Source organism: Actinoallomurus bryophytorum (genome assembly GCF_006716425.1).
In the GTDB taxonomy this organism is placed as follows: Bacteria; Actinomycetota; Actinomycetes; order Streptosporangiales; family Streptosporangiaceae; genus Actinoallomurus; species Actinoallomurus bryophytorum.
This window is the reverse complement of sequence record NZ_VFOZ01000001.1, coordinates 1,587,423-1,605,813: the sequence shown is the minus strand read 5'-3', so window position 1 is coordinate 1,605,813 and position 18,391 is coordinate 1,587,423. Positions and strand designations below refer to the sequence as shown.

Below are 18,391 nucleotides of genomic sequence, written 5' to 3'. Positions count from 1 at the left end.
CCCGAACACGGGAGTTCACGTGACACAGGCCAAGATCATCAAGCTCCGTCCCGCCGTCCTCGACCGTCCCGTCCCGCGCGTCGCTCGTCCTGCTCGTCCCCCGTACGGCGAGGACGGTCCCGTCTCCGTCGAGTGGGAGGAAGGACGGGGCCTGTACGTCGTGGTCTGCAACCGCTGCATGGAGTGGCTGTACACCGAACGCTTCGAGCAGGCGCACGGCTGGGCCGACGAGCACCACTGCGACCCGGAGCTTGCCACGCTGCTCGCCGAAGTGCTCGGCCGGCGGGCCGCCTGATGCTGCCCCGCCTGGCAGGGACGGCCGCCGATTCCGGACCGGTGGTCGTCCTGGCCTCGATCGCCGCCGCTGGGTCGTTCACCCACATCCGGGAGACCGCCAACCAGCACGGGCAACACGGCTGGATGGCCTGGGCGATCGCCGTCTGTATCGACCTGACCTGCGTCATGGCCGCACGCGAACGGCAGCGCGACAAGCGCACCGAACGCCCCGTACGCGGGCTGTCCTGGCCGACGCTCGTCCTGGTCGGCGGGATCGTTCTGTCCCTGGCGGCGAACCTGGCGCAGGCCGAACCGACACCTTGGGGATGGCTGACCGCCGGCACGCCCGCGGGCGCGTTCCTCGTCGCCGTCTCGATGCTCGAACGCCGCTCGTCCGCCCGTGGCCCGGCTGTTGCCTCGTCCCCCGTCCCGCCGTCTTTCGGACGGCCGTCCCCGGCCCTGGCCTCCGTCCCGGACGAGCAGGACCGCCCGGACGACGCGGCGGACCAAGCGCCCTCGGATGACGCGGCCTCGTCCGCGGTCCATCCTGCGGCGGAACTGCTCGCCTTCGCCCGGCGCGTGGCCGACGAGCACCAGGACCGCCACGGACGGCCGATCACTCGCGATGCCCTCCGCGCCCGGCTCGGCATCTCCAACCAGCTTGCCTCCGACCTGCTCCGCCAGATCCGTACCGCCTGAGGAGAAACAGATGACCGCGCAGCCGATCGTCCCCGGCGACCTGTTCGCCCGTGCGCAGACTGTGGCCGGCCTCCGTGCCCTGGCCGACTTCCTGGAGAACAACCCCCGCGTCCCCGTTCGCGAGTTGGGAGGGGACTACACCGTCTTCGCACGTTGCGACGATGACGCGGCCGAGCGGGCCGAGATCGACAACATCGCCCGTCTGCTCGGCGAGACCGTCACCGACGAGACCGGACACGGCGGGCACTACGAGGTCCAGAAGACCTTCGGGCGCATCACCTACAGCGCCATTCACATTCCCGCTCGCCGTCGCGCCGCTCATGACGCGCTCATGAGCTACGCCCCGACCTTCCATGCCGCCTGATGAACACCGATCAGCGCCCCGCGTACGTCCCTCCCGTCGAGACCTATCAGTGCTGCCACTGCGGCGGGACCGGCCTCGACTCCTACGGCGAGACCTGCGGGCACTGCGAGGGCCTCGGCTTCTGCTGACGCTCTGCGCCCCCGGCGTGGCCACACAACCGCCAAGTCACGCGCCACGTCGGGGGCCATCCCCAACCGGTTCACAACGACGGGAGACCTGTTCATCTTGCCCGCTCCTGTTCCTTCACTGCTGACGCTCCGAGACATCGCCCGGCGAGCCTCCTCCCCGGAGTACCAGCGGTGGTCCGCCCAGATCCGACAGACCGGCGGATGCGCTCAGCCAATCCACCTTCGCGGCCACGTCGAACACCGCGACCCCCTGACTGGTGCCGTCCTGCACCGCTACTCCACCGACCGTGAGCCGGACGGCGTCCTGCGGCTGGCCTGCAAGACCCGCCGGGCATCGCGCTGCCCGTCATGCGCCGAGATCTACCGCGCCGACACGTACCAGCTCGTACGCGCGGGCCTGGTCGGCGGCAAGGGCGTGCCCGATTCCGTCACCGGCCACCCGGCGGTGTTCGCCACGCTGACCGCGCCGTCCTTCGGGCCGGTCCACGTACGACGGGCGCAGGACGGCAAAGTCCGCCCCTGTCGCCCTCGCCGCGGTCTTGGCCGCTGCCCGCACGGGCGACTCCAGTCGTGCACCGAGCGGCACAGCGCCGACGATCCCCGGCTCGGCGAACCGCTGTGCCCTGACTGCTACGACTATCCCGGCTCGGTGTTGTTCAACGCGCTCGCGCCTGAGCTGTGGCGACGCTTCACCCTCGCTCTCCGGCGCCACGTCGCCAAGTCGGCAGGGCTGACCGCCCGTGAGCTGCGGAACATCCTGACCGTCTCGTTCGCCAAGGTCGCCGAATACCAGCGGCGCGGCCTCGTCCACTTCCACGCCGTCATCCGCTTCGACGGCCCGGACGGCCCGACTACACCCCCGCCAGGGTGGGCCACCACCGAGGTCCTCGACCGGGCGGTCCATCACGCAGCCCAAGCGGTGACCGTGACCAGCCCTGCGGCTAGGTCATTCGCCGCGCGAGTCCTGACCTGGGGCGACCAGGTCGACGTACGACCGATCACCACGACTGGAGACCTCACCGACCAAGCCGTCGCCGGCTACATCGCCAAATACGCCACCAAGGCCGCAGAGTGCGTCGGCACTCTCGACCGGCGAGTACGCCCAACTGACGACCTGGACCGCCTCAACATCCGGGACCACGCGCGCCGGCTCATCGCCGAGTGCCAACGCCTCGGCGGCCTACCCGAGCTGGCAGACCTCCGCCTCGCCGAGTGGGCACACATGCTCGGCTTCCGCGGCCACTTCTCAACCAAGTCCCGCCGATACTCGACCACCCTCGGCGCGCTCCGTACGGCCCGGATCGTCCACAACCAGCGCGAACACCAGATCACGACCGGTCGGCTTCCCCTCTCCGAGGAGGACCAGGTCCTCGTCGTCGCCCACTGGCAGTACGCCGGACAGGGCCACACGCCCGGTGAGGCATTCCTGTCCGCCGCGATCAACGGCAAGCCGCTGCCACCCCTCGATCCGGTGGGGGAGAGCCATTGAGCGGGCGAGACGAGTTGATGACCGTTCCTCAGATCCTCGCAGAACTGGGCGGAATCTCCCGGCGCACTTTCTACCGGTGGCGCGAAATCGGCTGCGCCCCCGCTGGCATCCGGTTGCCCAACGGCGAGATCCGCGTCTGGCGCAGCGAGTTCACGTCCTGGCTCGAAAGCTTGCAGGAGGCCGCGTGACCACCACGTATGACGTCAAGTTCTGGACGGTCTACCGGAACAAGTCGAGCAAGACGCCGTCGTACGTCGCGCGCTGGCAAGTCGGTGGACGTCGGAAGACGAAGACGTACCGGACCAAGGCGCTCGCCGAGAACTTCCTTTCCGATCTCCGACAGGCGGCCAAACGCGGCGAGGCCTTCGATACGGAGACGTGCCTCCCCGAGTCGATGACCAAGGCCAAGAACGCCGCAACCTGGTTCGCGTTCGTACAGGCGTACACCGTCGCCAAGTGGCCTCACCTTGCCGCCAAAAGCCGGGACAGCATGACCGATGCGCTGGCGACGGTCACTCCGGCGTTGACCAAGGATGAGCCAGGTCGGCCTGACGCCGAAACGCTGCGAAAGGCGCTCCGGCGGTGTGCGCTCCTGCCCGAGGGCCGTCGCGCTGAGCTGGACGCCGAGATGAGTGCGGCGCTGCGCTGGCTGGAGCGTGCATCGCTGTCGGTGCGGGCGTTGGAAGACGCGCCTACGGTCCATGCTGCGCTGAGCGCCCTGTCTCTAAAGATGGACGGCAAGCGTGCGGCCACGACGACATATAGACGGAAACGCGCCGTCTTCTACAACGTCATCGAGTACGCCGTCGAGCTGGATGAACTCGATGACAACCCGCTCGACAAGATCAAGTCGAAGCGCCAGAGTCTGAAGATCGCCCAAGAGGTCGACAGACGTTGCGTGGTGAACCCGCAGCAGGCGAGGGAGTTGCTCACGGTCGTGACTTACTGCGGACGTACGCGCGGCTGGCAGATGAGGGCCTTGTTCGCCTGCATGTATTACGGCGGCATGCGCCCGGCGGAGGCCCTCGGACTGCGTGAAACGGACTGCTTCCTGCCTAACGAGGGCTGGGGGAGACTCACGCTTGAGCAGACTCGGCCGGAGGCGGGAAAGCAGTGGACCGATAGCGGAGAGGTCCATGATGACCGCGGCCTCAAGCACAGGGCGGACAAGGAAACGCGACTCGTACCGATCCCGCCGGAGTTGGTCGCGATCCTGCTGGCCCACATCGAGGCGAACGGAACGGCGCCGGACGGCCGGCTCTTCCGTACCTCTAAGGGACGGCCGTTCTCCGCTTCTGCGATCAACGGCGTGTGGGCTCACGCCCGTACGTTGGCATTCACTCCGGTGCAGGTGATCTCGCCGCTGGCCCAGACTCCGTACGACCTCCGGCACGCCGCGGTGTCGCTTTGGCTCAACGCCGGGGTACCTGCTCCTGAGGTGGCGGAGCGAGCGGGGCACAGCGTTGACGTGCTGCTCAAGGTGTATGCGAAGTGCGTAGACGGCCAGCGGGAGATCGCGAATCAGCGAATCGATGCGATGCTTACTGCCTGATTGACGTCTCCGTCTTCGACAGGCCATCAGCTCGTTTGAGGGCCTGTCGGCTTTGGGGCGTCAGTCCCGCCAGACACGCTGACCAGCTCATCTGTCAGACGGCTGGACTTACGACTTGCTAGCTGCGTGTGATTCACACTTTGTGAATCACACAGGATCTCAGAACAAGTCGTTTAATGCAGCATTAAACGTCGGCGTGTCGCGCCAGATTTGCTGTCAGTCGCCGCGAGAGACTGCGGGACGTAAGAGGGCGGCCCTTCGCTTTCAGGTCTCCAGCCATCAAAGGGCGATGGGCCGCCCATGACCAACCCTCGCAAGGAGGTCACATGCAAGAGAATTACGTATCGGTCCAGGGGTCAACCAGCGCCACGCTGGTTATCATCCTCATCATCGTGATCGTCCTGCGCCGGAGGCGGATGCCGGCTGTTGTCTGCCAGGCTGTACCCGGCCTGATTGGGGTCATCGCTACGACTGTCAGGTTGCGTCGCCTGGTGACCAGGCAGACGTTGCAGCAGTTGAGCTAACGTTCCACGTCGGCTGTCGGTGGTGGATTGCATCGCCGACAGCCGACTGCTTGATGGCGAGGCCCCGGCTCGCGGTCCTCGCTGTGCGAACCCACCGCGAGCTTTACTCATCGGACCCTGTACAGGCCTCGAAAACCGTCGCGACCCGCCGGTGTCGCGGTGTTCACCCGGGTATGGGCGCCGAAGGCTTAGTTTCTTAACATGCGGAAAGCACGCCCCCAGCGCATGGTCCCGCCAGAACCGGACGAGCCCGGCCCCACGGGGTCACCGTCCGGGACGGAGCCGAAGTATCCGCGGCCAAAGATCCTCGTCATCGATGCCCCCGAGGTCACGCCTGCGCTACAGGGACGCGGCTATGCCGCCAAGTCCGGATCCTTCGGTCAGCCACTCGCCGTGCCAAAGGAGGCGACGTACCTTCCGCTGTACAGCAGCTGGGACCTTCCCGACTACACCGAACAAGGGATCATCGTCGCCGACCTCGCTAGACCGGCTCTGAAGCCCACAGACGAGCCGTTCGAGCTGCCGGTTCCTGGAGTCAGGTCGATGTGGGCATCCGCGGGGAGCGGCGTTATCGACCCGCGCCCTGGCGCCATGCTGTATGTGCGGGACGCGATGGACCGCATCCACCAGCATGGCGGCGTCTTCATCATCTTCGCCGCCCCGTATTTCAATCCGCGCTACGTCATAAACGAGCGCGACCTTTACGGTCATCTATATGATTACGCTAGCAAGTCGGTCAACACCGACAACTGGAGTCTGCTGTCGGATCTGCGCTGGCTGTCTGTAAGCAACGACATCGGGCGGGAGATGGACGTCGCCGACAACGGAGTCGCGCGGGAACTCGCCATCGAAGGCTACTTTAGCGATGGCGAGTTTAATTGTGTGATCAAGCCGTCTGCATCGATCACTAACCGATGGGCCACCCTGGCAACGAGTAAATACGGCGATCCGGTCGCCGGCGTAATCGGCCCCGATCCAGAAGAAGAGCGCCAAGGCTGGATCTTTATTTTTCCTAAGATTAAACGGCGCGCCGATCTGGTGACCGAATTGGTTGACCGCGTTCTGCCAGCTCTCACGCCTCGTCTGTTTCCCCATGCAGAAGGAACCCGTTGGACGCGCCGACCCGAGTACGACCTGCTACGCGTGAGCGCGCTGAAGGACGAGATAGCCAAGATCGAAGAAACCACCCGGACCCGCGTCCGCGAACTCGAAGAGCAGATCGAGGCTGAACGTAGCCAGTATGGCTTCATGCACGACTTGATCACCGCCAGTGGCGATGACCTCGTACAGGCAGTGATCCAAGCGCTCAGGACAATGGGTTTCAAGGACGTCCGCGACGTTGATGCCGATGCTCAGACTGCGGGGGAGGTCGGCCCGCTTCGAGAGGACGTCCGGATCATGGACGCGGCTGTTCCTGTTCTTGTTGAGGTCAAGGGGATCACTGGGACGCCGAAGGAGGCGAATACGCTCCAGGTCGCCAAGTATCTCGCCCCTCGGATGCGTGAATGGGGTCGTACTGACATCCGTGGCTTGGCGATCGTCAACCATCAACGACACCTTCCGGCCCTGGATCGAGAACATCAGAACGTCTTCCAGGCCGACGTACTTACCAACGCCGAACAGCAGGGCTTCGCTGTGCTGACGACCTGGGACCTGTTCCGTCTGGTCCGCGGCTTCCTTGCTCATGGCTGGCGTCACGAAGAGGTCGCCGACCTGTTTGTGACCCCTGGCCGCCTGCGCCCCACACCGTCGCATTATCAGCTCATCGGCACCGTGGACGGATATTGGCCAAAGGTGTCCGCGCTTGGGCTGCGCCTGGAGTCGGGCGTACTGCGCGTCGGCGACCGCGTCGCCTACGAGCTGCCGGTCGACTTCATCGAGGAGAGCGTGACATCGCTACGCCTCGACGACCAGGCCATCGAAGAAGCGACCGCTGGCGACTATCCGGGTCTTATGACCACCCTTAGTAAACAGCAAGCCCGTGACGGCGTGCGGGTCTACCGAGTAGGAGCCCGAGCCTGAGTCAGGCTGCCGTTTAAGCGCCTTGCGGAGCACTGGTGATGGATACTGCGATGGCTGACCACTGACCTCGACAGACGTCACGATGGGTCATTGCACGGATTTGCGCGACTACCTACCTGTCAGCGGCGGTTGGATCCTGCTATAGGAAGTTTTGTATGAGGAGTTGGTAGGCGCCATTGCCCAATACTCCAACAACTATGTCCCCACAAATAGATGCCAACTTAGAGATTGCTTGCGTGAGGCCGGGTTTGTGAGGGTCTCGCTCGGCGACAGCATTGCTCATCACCCGTCTCGCCTCGACAAGCTCTGGGTCTGACCATGGAATCTCCGATGAGCGAAGCACATCTTTGATATAAGAGAGGACTTGCTCATCGGATAGCTGGACGTACTCTACTTTCTGTTGGTTTCCGGAAATGTCCCCTTCGGCGTAGCTGAAGATTCCTCCGTTGATATTAAAGGTTTGAGAGCGTGACCCTTTTCGGGAAGGGCGTGACATTCTCTTCCTTTCGGCGATACGCTGAGCCTCTGCCTCTGCGGAGGCCAGATGCCAGTCTCGTCCTGAGTCTGTGAGGCTTACCAGGTGCGGCGCCTGCTCTTCCGCAAGTTGCCACCACATTGCGGCCTCTAGTGCCCGGTCTATATCGCGGTCGAGATGATGGCTGCCTAGCCTCTCTCTGGTCGCCTCTATCGTTGCCTCGGGACCTTGGTCATAGAGTACGTCAATTAGCTCGTAGAGGGCCGCCGCTGCCCGCGGCTCGTCCTCTCCGTTGCTGCGCAACCACCTCTCATCGACTTGGGAGGTGATGATCTTTTTCTCTGGGTGTGAGCTGATTGAACTTCCGTCTGCGAAGGCTATCGCCTGCCTATTGCCATTGATTTTATATGTAGCAATCACTAGGTGATATCGGACGTCGAGAGTTGGGTCATTGCCGGGGGATCCTTGTTCCCGGCAATGTTTCGCGTGCTCGGTTTCTTCACAAGCCAGCGTATGGGCGACCACGCTGCTGGCGGGTACGGTCTTCCCTCTCGGTGCCTTGTTCACGGTCAGGCGCCGCCGCAAGATAATGAGTAGAAAACCATGAGCTGCCTCCGCTGTCGCGCCTCCGCTCATTGCGTAGACGATGCCTATGGAGGGGCCGGCGGCAAGTACAACAAATATTATGCGCCAGACAATAGAGGATACTGTGCAGAAGATAAGCAACCCGCAGACCACATAGCAGGCGATCCCGGATGCTATGCGTATAGCATCCTCCGATATTTCTGGGACGCGCGGCACGCACTTGATAAGATCAATGGCCTCGATTCGAGTGCTGGTAGGGCGAGGGTCTCTTCGTGGCACCTCTGCCGCCTTCCACGTGTCGCCGCGTCGGGTGCGTCGCATATGGGCACCAGCGCGACACTTTACATGAAGGGGGCAGGTTCTTCGCTAGAAAACGTGCAGGGGGAAGTGTTCTTGAATTTCGATCACGCATTAAATGTTTTGAAGGCATGTCCGCATTGCTGGAGCGGCCCTACCGCTAACCATCTGGGTCGAACAAGAGTTCGCGAGCCGGACCAATCTCGGTGATCGGCTAGCGAACGGAGGTCGAGGGGGCAGTCGGGCGCGTAGAGCGAAGGAGGAGCAACTGTCGGCTCTGGCGGCTCCGCCTGCTTCTGGGAAGTTGGGACACTCGGTGGCGGATCACGTGGGTATCGTGAACCTCCTGCCACACACAAAGCTTGCCGAGCAGCCGTACGGCGGCCAGGTCTCCGCACGTCTCGATGTGAGGCTTATCGGAGTTCTCTGGACTGTCCATGCGATGAGCGCGACATAGTCCGTCTTCCGGCAGCCACGAGCCACGCACCTCGCGATGCATGGCGTCCTGGCGGCGCGGAGGTGGTTCGCCCGTGGGTTCGTAAGGCAACCTGCCAAGCTCTTTATGGCGGCGATAAACACAAGCCACTTGCGCGGCATTTGTGCAGCGCTGCACAACATTTGTGCTATTTGGTAACGTCGCTTAACGTCTCCGGGTAGGTACCGCACCTACAGTCTTTGGGGAGGACATCATGTTTGTTCGTTGTACTCTTTGCCGTGGCTCCATTGGTCTTTGAGATGACGCTGAGCTTTACGGGCACACCGACGACGGACAGGAAATCTCGGCACATGTGGAATGCGACGCCGATGTGTTGGCGGTCGTTGGGGACAAGCCCCCGTTCGGCATCATCTTCGCGTAGTCCCGCACCGGACAGCACGCCGGTCCCGCGAGCTTATAGGCGCCCGAAATCCCCGGGACGACCCTAGTCGGGCTCCGGGGCTGCCTGCGGCAGTAGACGTTAACCTTCATCCCCGCACGGCCGCCGCTTCGCGGGCCGCGCATCTGTCGCGGAGGCACCCCGAGAGGCTGGCCGCCATCGGCGTTGCGGTCATTGCACGGATATTGCACGACCACCTACAAGCGGCTACCTCGGGTGGCACACGGCTGCATATGCCCGCTCGGGCTTCAGCGGCGTCAGTGCTGGTCATCAGACGATTCGGCTGGTCACGGCCTACGTGAGGCGGGTGGCGCCGAGAGCAAGATCCGCTTTAGGAAACCGTTGCTCTATCCCCTGAGCTACGAGGGCTTGACCTGCGAAGACATCTGACCGACCAGAGAGGTTAACCACTGCTGGCCCGCGTTCTCTGACTGGCCCTTGCTGGCCCGCGAACAGCCTAGCGCCCTGGGGGCTCCCGTATCGAATGGGAACGGCCCCCGACTCTGACATGAGCTCTGCACGGGGACGGTGCCCGCCGTCCACACCAACATCAGCAAGGCCGGGCGGGGGCCCCGACCGCCGCGGCTGGGTCCAGAGCGCTGTTATTTGTCGCATGCCGCCACTCTCTGACCGGTCAGCGGCTTGAGCTTCCGGGCAGATGACTACGCCACTGTTCTGGCCGAGAGTTCGACGATAGCCATCAGTTCCTCCCGGGTGGAGCCGGCGCTGGCCTGCACGGCGAGTCCTTGGCCGACGGTGGCGACGTAGCGGGCGAGAGTGCTGGGGCTCTGGTCGGCGCGAAGGCCGCCCTCGGCTTTCAGCTGTTCGAACCGGTGCTCCAGCGCATCTTGGGTGGCGCGGCGCAGAGCGGCCAACAGGTCGGTGACCTCATGCTCACCCTCGCGGCAGGCGGTGCCGCCCTGGATAGTGAGGCACCCCACGGGGCAGTCCGGCTCAGTGGCGCTCTCAATGACACCGGTCAGGAACTGACGGACGACCGACTCGACGTCGGGACAGGCGAGTGCCACCTGGACGACACGGCCGTTCAGCTCGGCGTACCGCCGCACAACACGCTCGAACAGCTCCTGCTTTGACCCGAACGCCTTGTACAGGCTCGGCGGATTGATCCCGATCGCGGCGGTGAGGTCAGCGACCGTCGTCGCCGTGTAGCCCTGCCGCCAGAACAGCTCGAGGGCGCGATCGACCGCTTCGTCGAGATCGAACGCCCGAGGCCGGCCCCGACTGCGCTTTCGCGACAAGGGGAACCCGTCGGCGGGCTTCTCCAGGTCAGGCGTGGTCATGGCGCCATCCTATCGCCGCCGCACCCCCACTGGACAAGGTTGGATAGTGAGCGCTACATTAACGGCATCGACTTTTGTATCGACAGCTACACAAACGAGGCGCTGGCGAGCAGGACAGCCAGGACGGCCCGGGCCTACATGGGACCGGACTGCCTCCGCGTTTCACGTAACAGACATGTCGTCTGCCCTGACCAGGGAGATCGAGCTGTCTGACCACCGACTTCGGGAGAGCACTGACGTGAGTAACTTCACCGGCAAGACCGCCCTGATCACCGGATCGACCTCGGGCATCGGCCGAGGCATCGCCGACAAGCTGGCCGGCTCCGGCGCCCGCGTCCTGATCACCGGCCGCGACGTCGAGCGCGGCAACGATGCCGTCGCTGAGATCCGGGCCGCCGGCGGTAAGGCCGACTTCATCGCCGCTGACCTGCACGATGCCACCAGCGCGAAGGCCCTGGCCGCCGAGGCGGTGGCTCTGGCCGGTGAGATCGACATTCTCGTCAACAACGCGGGCATCTTCATTCTCGGGCCGACCGCACAACTCACGGAGGACGACTTCGACGCGACGTACAACATCAACGTCAAGGCTCCGTACTTCCTGGTCGCGGCGCTGGCTCCGGCAATGGCCGAGCGCGGGCACGGCGCCATCATCAACATCACGACCGCTTTCGCGGAAAAGGGTGCGGTGGGTCCGGCGGTCTACGGCTCCTCCAAGGCGGCAGTGGGCCTGCTCACCAAGTCGTGGGCGGCCGAGTTCGGTCCCAGCGGTGTCCGGGTCAACGAGGTCAGCCCCGGCACGGTGCTCACCGAAGGTACGCAGCGGGTGTTCGGCGAGGCCGTCCACGATTTCTCCAAGGGGACTCCGGCGGACCGCGTCGGCACGCCGGGGGAAATTGCCGCTGCCGTGGTCTTCCTGGCCTCCGATGAGGCGTCTTACATCCACGGCGCGAGCCTCGCGGTCGACGGAGGAATGGCCATCTGATTCGCCTTTCAGGGCGATGGTCAGACCGGCCGGCCTGTCTCGACGGGCTAGCCGTTTCCCCGCTGAACGAGTCTCCGGGCCGGTTTTTCGGGCGGGCCGGGCTGGCGATGGCCAGGCTGTGCAAGACGGCCGGGAGCAAGAGCGAACTGATCTGATCGGCCGGCGAGGACGCAGGCCGCTCGAACCTGGGTCGCCGATCTGCAAACGCGCAACGTCCGCGTCAGTCGTCAGCCCGGCCCCGGTCGATCAGCTACTACCCGAACCAATTTGAGGTCGGTCAGACCAGAACGACAGTCTCGCCACGGCTCTAGTCGCCGCTGTTCAGGGCGGACTGCTCCGGAGCCGGGTACGCCGGTCCGCGCATCGCTGGAGGCGGCAATCGATCACATCGCGTACCTGCGCGAGGCGGTGGCGTCAGCCGCAACGCCATCGCCTGCCTCGCCCTCCCAGCAGCCAGCGTGATCCATGGCCGTTCGGCTGGGCATTCCAACTCCATCTAACAGCCGCCCAGAGCGGCGAGGAGACCATTATGAACACGACCAATCAAGTCACCCCGCAATCGGCGGGAGCTCTGACCTTCAGCCCCGACGGGGTCCTCTTCCTCGGCGACAACAAGCTCGGAGCCGTCTTCGCCTTCGAGACCGAACCCGGTCAGGCGCCCGCCTCGCTGGATCCCTTCCTCTTCGAGTCGATCGACGAGAAGATCGCCGCAACGCTGGGCGTAACGGCGAAAAGCCTGGTGTTCACCGGGATGGCCGTCCACCCGGTGACGCGCGAGCCATACCTGTCAGTCGGCGTACGCAACGGCGATCGCCTGGAGCCTGCGGTCGTGAGCGTCTCGCTCACCGGCGAGGTCCGCCCGTTCGACCTCTCAACGTCGAAAGTGACGGTGCACCGGCTGTCCGACGTTCCCGACGAGGGCAAGACCTTCAAGTCGAGGGCCGGCACTTTCCCAATGCCACCGGCGGCCTTCTTCGAGGAGAAGGCGCGCACGCCGCTACGATCCATGACGATCGTGGACCTGAAGTTCCACGCCGGAGACGTGTACGTCGCCGGCGTCTCGAACCAAGAGTTCTCCTCCACGCTGCGGCGGATCCCCTACCCGTTCACCGGGACCGCCAGCGAGACCCAGCTGGAGATCTACCACCTCGCCCACGGCACATACGAAACGCGTGCGCCGATCCGGGCCATGCAGTTCGCCACGATTGACGGCCAGGACACACTCATCGCCGCCTACGCCTGCAGCCCGCTGGTCACCATTGCGGTCTCAGAGCTGAAGCACGGCGCGAAGGTGAGGGGCAAGACGATCGGTGACATGGGCAACGGTCAACCCATCAGCATGGTCGCCTACCGTGACGGCGAGGGGGACAAACTGTTCGTCACCAATGCCGGCCGCGGCCCCATGGCGATCCCACTGGCCGGGATCGCCTCCGCAGAAGGCTTCACCCCCGCGAACCGGCCGACCGAGGGACCGATGCTGGACCAATCCCCCTATATGCCGGCCGGGCCGGTCGGCAAGCAGGTGCTGTTCGTCGGATCGTCGCTGCGGGCGGATCTGTTCAGTGACCGCTTCTTCGTCTCGCTGACCCGCTACGCGGATACCGGCGATCTGACGCTGGAGACCCTGATGGTCGCCCCGATGCCCGCACGACTGGACAAGATCTGGGTGGAGATGGATTTCCCGGGCACCCAGAGTGCGCACAAACTGCCGGCGTGAACGGCAGGTTCGAACCTTGCGCGCGCCAGAAATACGTATCAAGCCTTCCCCTGAGATGGCGATCCGCATCTCTCCGCAAGCTGCGGTCCTGCCCGCGAACACCCTGCGTTTCTACCTCTATTTTCCGAGACCAGCAGAGGCGCACTTCGACCGTGCCCACCTCTGGCTACTGAACGAGGAAGAACAGGAGGTGCATGACCCCTTCCTCGTCCTGTCGCAAGAGCTCTGGTCGGTTGACGGGCGCCGCCTGACGGTCCTGATGGAACCGGGAAGGATCAAACGCGGTCTTGGAGCGGACCCGTCTCACGAGCCGGCACTGGTCGTCGGACGGACCTACAGCCTTGTCGTCACGGCGCTCGGGCAAACAGCGCGCCATACCTTCCGCGTAAGCAATCCGGTCTTGGAGGCGATCGACGAGACCCACTGGCGCCTCGCCTCCCCGACAACGGGGAGCCTCGAATCCGTCGTCGTGCACTTCGGCAGGATCATGGACGCCGCCCTTTGCGAGGACGAGATCGCAGTCCTGACCCCTTCAGGAAAGGTCATTCAGACGCGCACGTCACTCGCACCGGACGGAACCACAGCGCGACTCACCCCGAACCACCCGTGGCCCGCCGGGAAGCACCGCCTCGTCGTCTCTGAACGTCTCGAAGACGTTTGCGGCAACAGGGTGGGCGAGGCCCTGGACCACGACCTGGGGACGGGCGGACCACCGCGAGCCGGAATGATCAACTTCACGACGCGCAGCATCATCGCGCCCCCATCTGCTCAGACGGTGAGCTGATGCTGCCGGGACGCGGAGAAGCGCAGCACCCAGTGGTCCATCCCGGCGATGACTGAGGACAGAGTAGGACACGCTACGTCAGAGGCAAGGCCAGGAGGCCGCGCGTCCAGTCGGCCGGCGCGCCGTGCGGCCTCGACGGCTGGTGGCGGTTCGTCACGGTGCACCATCACGGCTCGCCGTCGGGCGGGACGGCACGGCTTGCCATGGTCGTTGTCCCGCCGGGCAATGACCACCTGGTCGGCAACGACGGGGCGTGGACGGCGGAAGCGATTGGCCAGGCCGGCGGTACGCCCTACGCCCAACCTATTGCCGTGACGGTGACCCGCCGATGGCCGCACGGCTGACGCGATCCGGCCACTTTATTTTTTAATGTTGTGATCAATGCCAATGTATCTTTAGAGTGTCCATGATCAAGAAGGGGGACTCTAGGTGTCTGAAGGTAAATCCGAACTCCCGCCGTGGCAACAGATCATGGAAGGCGTCAATAGCTTCATCCTGAACTCGGTGCTGGGGCGAGAGGGTAGCGTTTTCATCGGCAACGCCTGGCAGGTTCTGCTGGAGAAGGCGCCGATCGAAAAGCGTAAGACCCGAGAAGGCTGGAAGCAGCCAGGATGGCAGCAGACTCCCGCAGGCCTTCCCGATTCGTGTAGATACATGCCAGAAACAACTGATCGTCAGGGTTATGTCACGAGCGGGCTCGAGAAGCTAACCCGAAACCCGGCCTTTTTTGGGGTATGCAACGACTTTGCGTGGGTCGTAACCAGCGCCCTAGTGACCAGGAGGTTCACCGGCAAGTACAGCAAGCAGGCGGCGCTCCTGCCATCGGGCACCCGCGTGGAAGTATTCGGCATCACCGGAATCCACCAGGACAAGCATTTGTTCACGGTCGTGAACCGCGCCAGGGACGGCGAGGAGAACGACTATAAGACGTGGGGCCCGGACTGCTATGTCATCGATCAGTGGTATGCGCTTCAGACGGCAACCCAGCCCGTCAAATTTCTGGTCGAAGGGCCATTCTACGATACGGAGTTCGTCGCTTGGTGGGATGCCACTGTGCCGGGCACCAGAATATCGAACGCGCCGAGCGGAAAGCCTCAATCCAATTCGTTCAAAGCAATGAACGAGTTCGTCGCAGGCGAGTTTTGATACCGTAGACGGCATTCATTACTCGCTGCCCGACGGCCTGCTGTTTATCGACCTCCATCTCGCGGAGCCGGTAAGCCAGAAATCCGGCGGACGTAGCGGACCTTCCAACGTCGGGCCGGTTGATGCGCCCCGAGCCGGACCGCCCCCGGTGCCGTTGTCCAAGGGACTCCGAACTCGACCGCCGGGTCTCTAGCCTCGATCGATGCCCTGCGGGTTGGCTTGGGGTCGTGCTGGAGCTCCGTTCAAGCAGGGTGTGTGCCGGTCTTGTCCGGTCCACGCCGAAGAACCCCCACGGACCTAGAAGCCCGTGCTCAGGGAGACTCCCTGGCGCTGCCGTACGACAGTTACCTGACGCCGGCCGCATGGGCGAGCACTCGGTCGAGTGAAGGTGGGGCGCGGTTGAGATCGACGGCATTGGCGAGCAGGTGCCCGTAGCGATGTTTTCGGCCCGAGCGGCTTCCGAGGAAGCGGTGCAGTTGGTCGTGTGTGCTCCGGCCGCGCTGGGCGGGCTGTCGTTGCAGGGTTCGGAACGACCTCAGCTCGCCCTCCTCCTCGATGATCCGCTCGACCTCGTCGGTGCCGAGAGCGCGGATCAACTCGTCTTCCAGATCGGCAGAGCACCGGAAGAAGCCGAGTTCCTCCATCTCCACCTGGGACCCCGGCCCGAGACCGGCCCGTTCGAGGCCGCGTCGGATGCAGCCCTCCTCGGCGGCGTCATACAGACCCGCCAGTCTGGCGCGCAGCCCTCGCGGACCATAGTGGTCGAGGAAATGGCCGATGTTCGTCGCGCCTTTCATGGCCAGAACGCGGACCCCTTCGGCGTCCAGGTCACGGCCGCGCCGGCGGGCCAGCGTCTCCAAGGCATACAGGTCGCTCAATCCTTCGACAAGGATGATGACCCCATAGGCGTCGGCATCACCGGCCATCGTCGTCGTTTTGCGCATCTCCGTGCCTCCTACCCGATGATTGTCCGACAGGACGGCGGATAACAAGCTACGGCGTTCGGCCGCGCTTGGCGCCGGGGCTCCGCCGCTCCCAGAGACCCTGCGAGCCGAAGCGCTCGGTTTCCGCTGGCGCAGGAGCACTCCGGACGTGGATCCGGTTCGCGTACGGTCCGAGCAAGGCCCTTCACCGGCGTGACATGGGCGTGCGTGTGCCGCATGGCCACGCGAGCGAGGCCGCGGCGTTCGATCGGTAACCAGGGTCGAAGGCAACGTGTGGCGCCTCCGGCGTCGGTATCCAAAGAGCTGGTCCGGGGCCTCCGTACGAGATCGGCCGGGCGAAGAGATGGCAACGGGACCCCGCCAGTTAGCGCCAATGACGACCCATTTCCCCGGGGGCCGTAAACGAACGAAAATTACAGGCTTTCCCGGTGTTATACGTCACAGCTCCCCACCCAAGCCACTTCTCAGCTGCGCAAAGAGCGCCACTCGGCGGCGATGTACGCGAAGGTCACTGATCCACACTTTCGTCTTATCAGGGGCTAAACAGGCTTCAAAGACCTATCACTGAGAATCGCAGGATAAGGCCGTATATGTGAGGTAGAGTCGACCTTCACCAATGATCACTGGTTGCTTTTGTTTGATCACCTTACGAACCGTACGGTGCGGCAATCCGTCCGTCCCCCGAGGTGGGCCGGGCCATCAGACGAGAACCAGGAGACGCCATGGCGCCGCGTCAACATGGGAGACAGACGGCGTACGGTCGCAGGCCGAACCCGAACCCGAACCCGATCGCCGGACTCTGGCGAGCCCTGGGCCTGACCGCCGCCTCAGCCGTCGTGTGGGGTCTCGCGCACGTCACAGTGGGCCGGCGTGCCGTGGGCTTCAGTCTCATGGGGCTGCTCGCGGTGCTGATCTTCGGCACTGCCACGGCGGCGCTGGCGTTCCAGGATCGTCTCAAGCAGATGGTCGTCCAGGGTTTCTGGCTGAACGTGTTCATCGCGGGCATTCTCGTGCTCGCGGCGGTATGGGCGTTAGTCGTCATCCGCTCGTTCCAGATCCTGCGACCCCCCGGCCTGCCGACCGCGATGCGGGTCACCTCCGGCGCGCTCGTGGTGATCATGGCGCTGATGGTCTGCACCCCACTCGTCTACGCGGCGAACGCGACGTACGTCCTGCGCGACACGCTCTCGAGCATCTTCCCCGGCGACGACAAGTCCGGTGCCAAGGTCAACGCGTCCAACCCCTGGAAGAACAAGCCGCGCGTCAACATCCTGCTGCTCGGCGGTGACGGCGGTAAGGACCGTACGGGCATCCGTACCGACAGCATGACCGTGGCCAGCATCGACACCAAGACCGGCAACACCGTCCTGCTCAGCCTGCCGCGGGCGCTCTACAAGTTCCAGGTGCCGCCACGGATGCGGTCGGTCTGGCCCAACGGCTACACCGGCGACTACGGGCCGAACGGCACCTGCCCGCTTGGCGCCTGCCTGCTCAACGAGCTCTACATCCAGGGTGAGAAGCGCCATCCCGAGCTCGAGCCGAACTACAAGGCGGGGCAGCGCGGTCCCCACCTCCTCGAGGACGTCATCGGCTACCTCACCGGGCTGACGCTCGATTACTACGTGCTGGTCAACCTCGACGGGTTCAAGGACATCGTGGACGCCATGGGAGGGGTACGGGTGAACGTGAAGTCGGCGAACGGCCACCCGCTCCCCATCGGCGGTGACGCGGATCGGGGCATCCCCGTGGCCGGTTACCTCAAGCCCGGCTGGCAGCACTTGGACGGCGAGCATGCCCTCTGGTACGGCCGGACTCGTCACGCCGATAGCGACTTCCGCCGGATGGACCGCCAGAAGTGTCTGATGAAGGACATCGCGGACCAGGCCGACCCGCAGAAGGTCGTCACCCACTTCGAGAAGCTGGCCCACGCCGCGAAGAAGACGATCTCCACCAACATTCCGGCCACGCTCCTGCCGGCTCTGGTGAAGCTGTCCGGCACGGTGAAGCACGGTGCCGACATCAGCAGCCTCTCGTACGACCCGGACAAGATGCCCGGCTTCCACACCAACCGTCCGGCCGATGGGGCGATGGTCCTGGTCATGCGCCGCGCGGCCGCCAGGGCCATCGCCGCGAGCACGAAGCCGCCGCCGAGTGCCGCCCCGAGCTCGACGCCGGCCACGCGCAGGAAGACGACGACCTCCGGCTCGGTCTCCCTGAAGAACGCCTGCTGA

At 64.5% G+C, this 18,391-nt stretch carries 17 protein-coding genes; 14 read left to right on the top strand and 3 right to left on the bottom strand.

The genetic code is table 11. From position 1 onward, the window contains the following. The first annotated feature begins 19 nt into the window (after positions 1–19). From FB559_RS07560 to FB559_RS07525, 9 genes are all read left to right on the top strand, one after another. Entirely contained in the window at positions 20–295 is a 276-nt protein-coding gene (locus FB559_RS07560; protein ID WP_141954725.1) for a hypothetical protein, read from the top strand. A 2-nt stretch (positions 296–297) separates the two neighbouring features. Then, positions 298–975, top strand: a complete 678-nt coding sequence (locus FB559_RS07555) for a DUF2637 domain-containing protein (RefSeq protein ID WP_425455109.1) — start codon at positions 298–300, stop codon at positions 973–975. A gap of 10 nt (positions 976–985) precedes the next feature. Then, complete coding sequence (locus FB559_RS07550; RefSeq protein ID WP_141954721.1) at positions 986–1,339, top strand: hypothetical protein; 354 nt, start codon at positions 986–988, stop codon at positions 1,337–1,339. Further along, positions 1,339–1,467, top strand: a complete 129-nt coding sequence (locus tag FB559_RS46100) for a hypothetical protein (protein ID WP_281286231.1) — start codon at positions 1,339–1,341, stop codon at positions 1,465–1,467. Before FB559_RS07550 ends, FB559_RS46100 begins: the two co-directional genes overlap by 1 nt. A 97-nt stretch (positions 1,468–1,564) precedes the next feature. Then, positions 1,565–2,956, top strand: a complete 1,392-nt coding sequence (locus FB559_RS07545) for a replication initiator (RefSeq protein WP_141954718.1) — start codon at positions 1,565–1,567, stop codon at positions 2,954–2,956. Next, positions 2,953–3,144 (top strand): helix-turn-helix transcriptional regulator, encoded by a 192-nt coding sequence (locus FB559_RS07540; RefSeq protein ID WP_221639915.1) that lies wholly within the window; start codon positions 2,953–2,955, stop codon positions 3,142–3,144. The genes FB559_RS07545 and FB559_RS07540 overlap by 4 nt, the downstream gene beginning before the upstream one ends. Further along, on the top strand, positions 3,141–4,508 hold the full coding sequence (locus FB559_RS07535) for a tyrosine-type recombinase/integrase (RefSeq protein WP_141954716.1): 1,368 nt from the start codon (positions 3,141–3,143) through the stop codon (positions 4,506–4,508). The genes FB559_RS07540 and FB559_RS07535 overlap by 4 nt, the downstream gene beginning before the upstream one ends. A gap of 326 nt (positions 4,509–4,834) precedes the next feature. After that, the gene (locus tag FB559_RS07530; protein ID WP_141954713.1) at positions 4,835–5,032 is read left to right on the top strand and encodes a hypothetical protein; all 198 of its coding nucleotides are present in this window, start codon (positions 4,835–4,837) and stop codon (positions 5,030–5,032) included. Positions 5,033–5,233: 201 nt separating this feature from the next. Then, entirely contained in the window at positions 5,234–7,054 is a 1,821-nt protein-coding gene (locus FB559_RS07525) for a hypothetical protein (RefSeq protein ID WP_141954711.1), read from the top strand. Positions 7,055–7,193: 139 nt separating this feature from the next. Here the strand turns inward: FB559_RS07525 and FB559_RS07520 are convergent, their stop codons facing one another. Both FB559_RS07520 and FB559_RS07515 read right to left on the bottom strand, forming a co-directional pair. Continuing rightward, positions 7,194–8,330: a hypothetical protein gene (locus tag FB559_RS07520; protein WP_141954708.1), complete on the bottom strand. Its 1,137-nt coding sequence runs from the start codon at positions 8,328–8,330 to the stop codon at positions 7,194–7,196. Positions 8,331–9,948: 1,618 nt separating this feature from the next. After that, positions 9,949–10,587 (bottom strand): TetR/AcrR family transcriptional regulator, encoded by a 639-nt coding sequence (locus tag FB559_RS07515; RefSeq protein WP_141954706.1) that lies wholly within the window; start codon positions 10,585–10,587, stop codon positions 9,949–9,951. Positions 10,588–10,825: 238 nt separating this feature from the next. On the opposite strand from FB559_RS07515, the gene FB559_RS07510 reads away from it, so the two are divergent. The 4 genes from FB559_RS07510 to FB559_RS07495 all read left to right on the top strand — a co-directional run bounded on the left by FB559_RS07510 (position 10,826) and on the right by FB559_RS07495 (position 15,216). Further along, complete coding sequence (locus tag FB559_RS07510; RefSeq protein ID WP_221639914.1) at positions 10,826–11,569, top strand: SDR family NAD(P)-dependent oxidoreductase; 744 nt, start codon at positions 10,826–10,828, stop codon at positions 11,567–11,569. A 529-nt stretch (positions 11,570–12,098) separates the two neighbouring features. Further along, positions 12,099–13,286: a hypothetical protein gene (locus FB559_RS07505; protein ID WP_141954702.1), complete on the top strand. Its 1,188-nt coding sequence runs from the start codon at positions 12,099–12,101 to the stop codon at positions 13,284–13,286. Positions 13,287–13,341: 55 nt separating this feature from the next. Then, positions 13,342–14,070, top strand: coding sequence for a hypothetical protein (locus FB559_RS07500; protein ID WP_141954699.1), 729 nt, complete (start codon positions 13,342–13,344; stop codon positions 14,068–14,070). A 429-nt stretch (positions 14,071–14,499) separates the two neighbouring features. After that, the gene (locus FB559_RS07495) at positions 14,500–15,216 is read left to right on the top strand and encodes a hypothetical protein (RefSeq protein WP_141954697.1); all 717 of its coding nucleotides are present in this window, start codon (positions 14,500–14,502) and stop codon (positions 15,214–15,216) included. A gap of 344 nt (positions 15,217–15,560) precedes the next feature. Here the strand turns inward: FB559_RS07495 and FB559_RS07490 are convergent, their stop codons facing one another. After that, positions 15,561–16,160, bottom strand: coding sequence for a TOPRIM nucleotidyl transferase/hydrolase domain-containing protein (locus tag FB559_RS07490; protein ID WP_141954694.1), 600 nt, complete (start codon positions 16,158–16,160; stop codon positions 15,561–15,563). Between the two features lie 722 nt (positions 16,161–16,882). On the opposite strand from FB559_RS07490, the gene FB559_RS07485 reads away from it, so the two are divergent. Next, the gene (locus tag FB559_RS07485; RefSeq protein WP_141954692.1) at positions 16,883–18,391 is read left to right on the top strand and encodes an LCP family protein; all 1,509 of its coding nucleotides are present in this window, start codon (positions 16,883–16,885) and stop codon (positions 18,389–18,391) included.

What these genes read in the sequence shown, in the direction of transcription:
- FB559_RS07500 (WP_141954699.1), top strand. Translation starts at nt 13,342, where the DNA reads ATGGCGATCCGCATCTCTCCGCAAGCTGCGGTCCTGCCCGCGAACACC.
- FB559_RS07525 (WP_141954711.1), top strand. Translation starts at nt 5,234, where the DNA reads ATGCGGAAAGCACGCCCCCAGCGCATGGTCCCGCCAGAACCGGACGAG.
- FB559_RS46100 (WP_281286231.1), top strand. Translation starts at nt 1,339, where the DNA reads ATGAACACCGATCAGCGCCCCGCGTACGTCCCTCCCGTCGAGACCTAT.
- FB559_RS07515 (WP_141954706.1), bottom strand. Translation starts at nt 10,587, where the DNA reads ATGACCACGCCTGACCTGGAGAAGCCCGCCGACGGGTTCCCCTTGTCG.
- FB559_RS07490 (WP_141954694.1), bottom strand. Translation starts at nt 16,160, where the DNA reads ATGCGCAAAACGACGACGATGGCCGGTGATGCCGACGCCTATGGGGTC.
- FB559_RS07485 (WP_141954692.1), top strand. Translation starts at nt 16,883, where the DNA reads ATGGCGCCGCGTCAACATGGGAGACAGACGGCGTACGGTCGCAGGCCG.
- FB559_RS07550 (WP_141954721.1), top strand. Translation starts at nt 986, where the DNA reads ATGACCGCGCAGCCGATCGTCCCCGGCGACCTGTTCGCCCGTGCGCAG.
- FB559_RS07505 (WP_141954702.1), top strand. Translation starts at nt 12,099, where the DNA reads ATGAACACGACCAATCAAGTCACCCCGCAATCGGCGGGAGCTCTGACC.
- FB559_RS07530 (WP_141954713.1), top strand. Translation starts at nt 4,835, where the DNA reads ATGCAAGAGAATTACGTATCGGTCCAGGGGTCAACCAGCGCCACGCTG.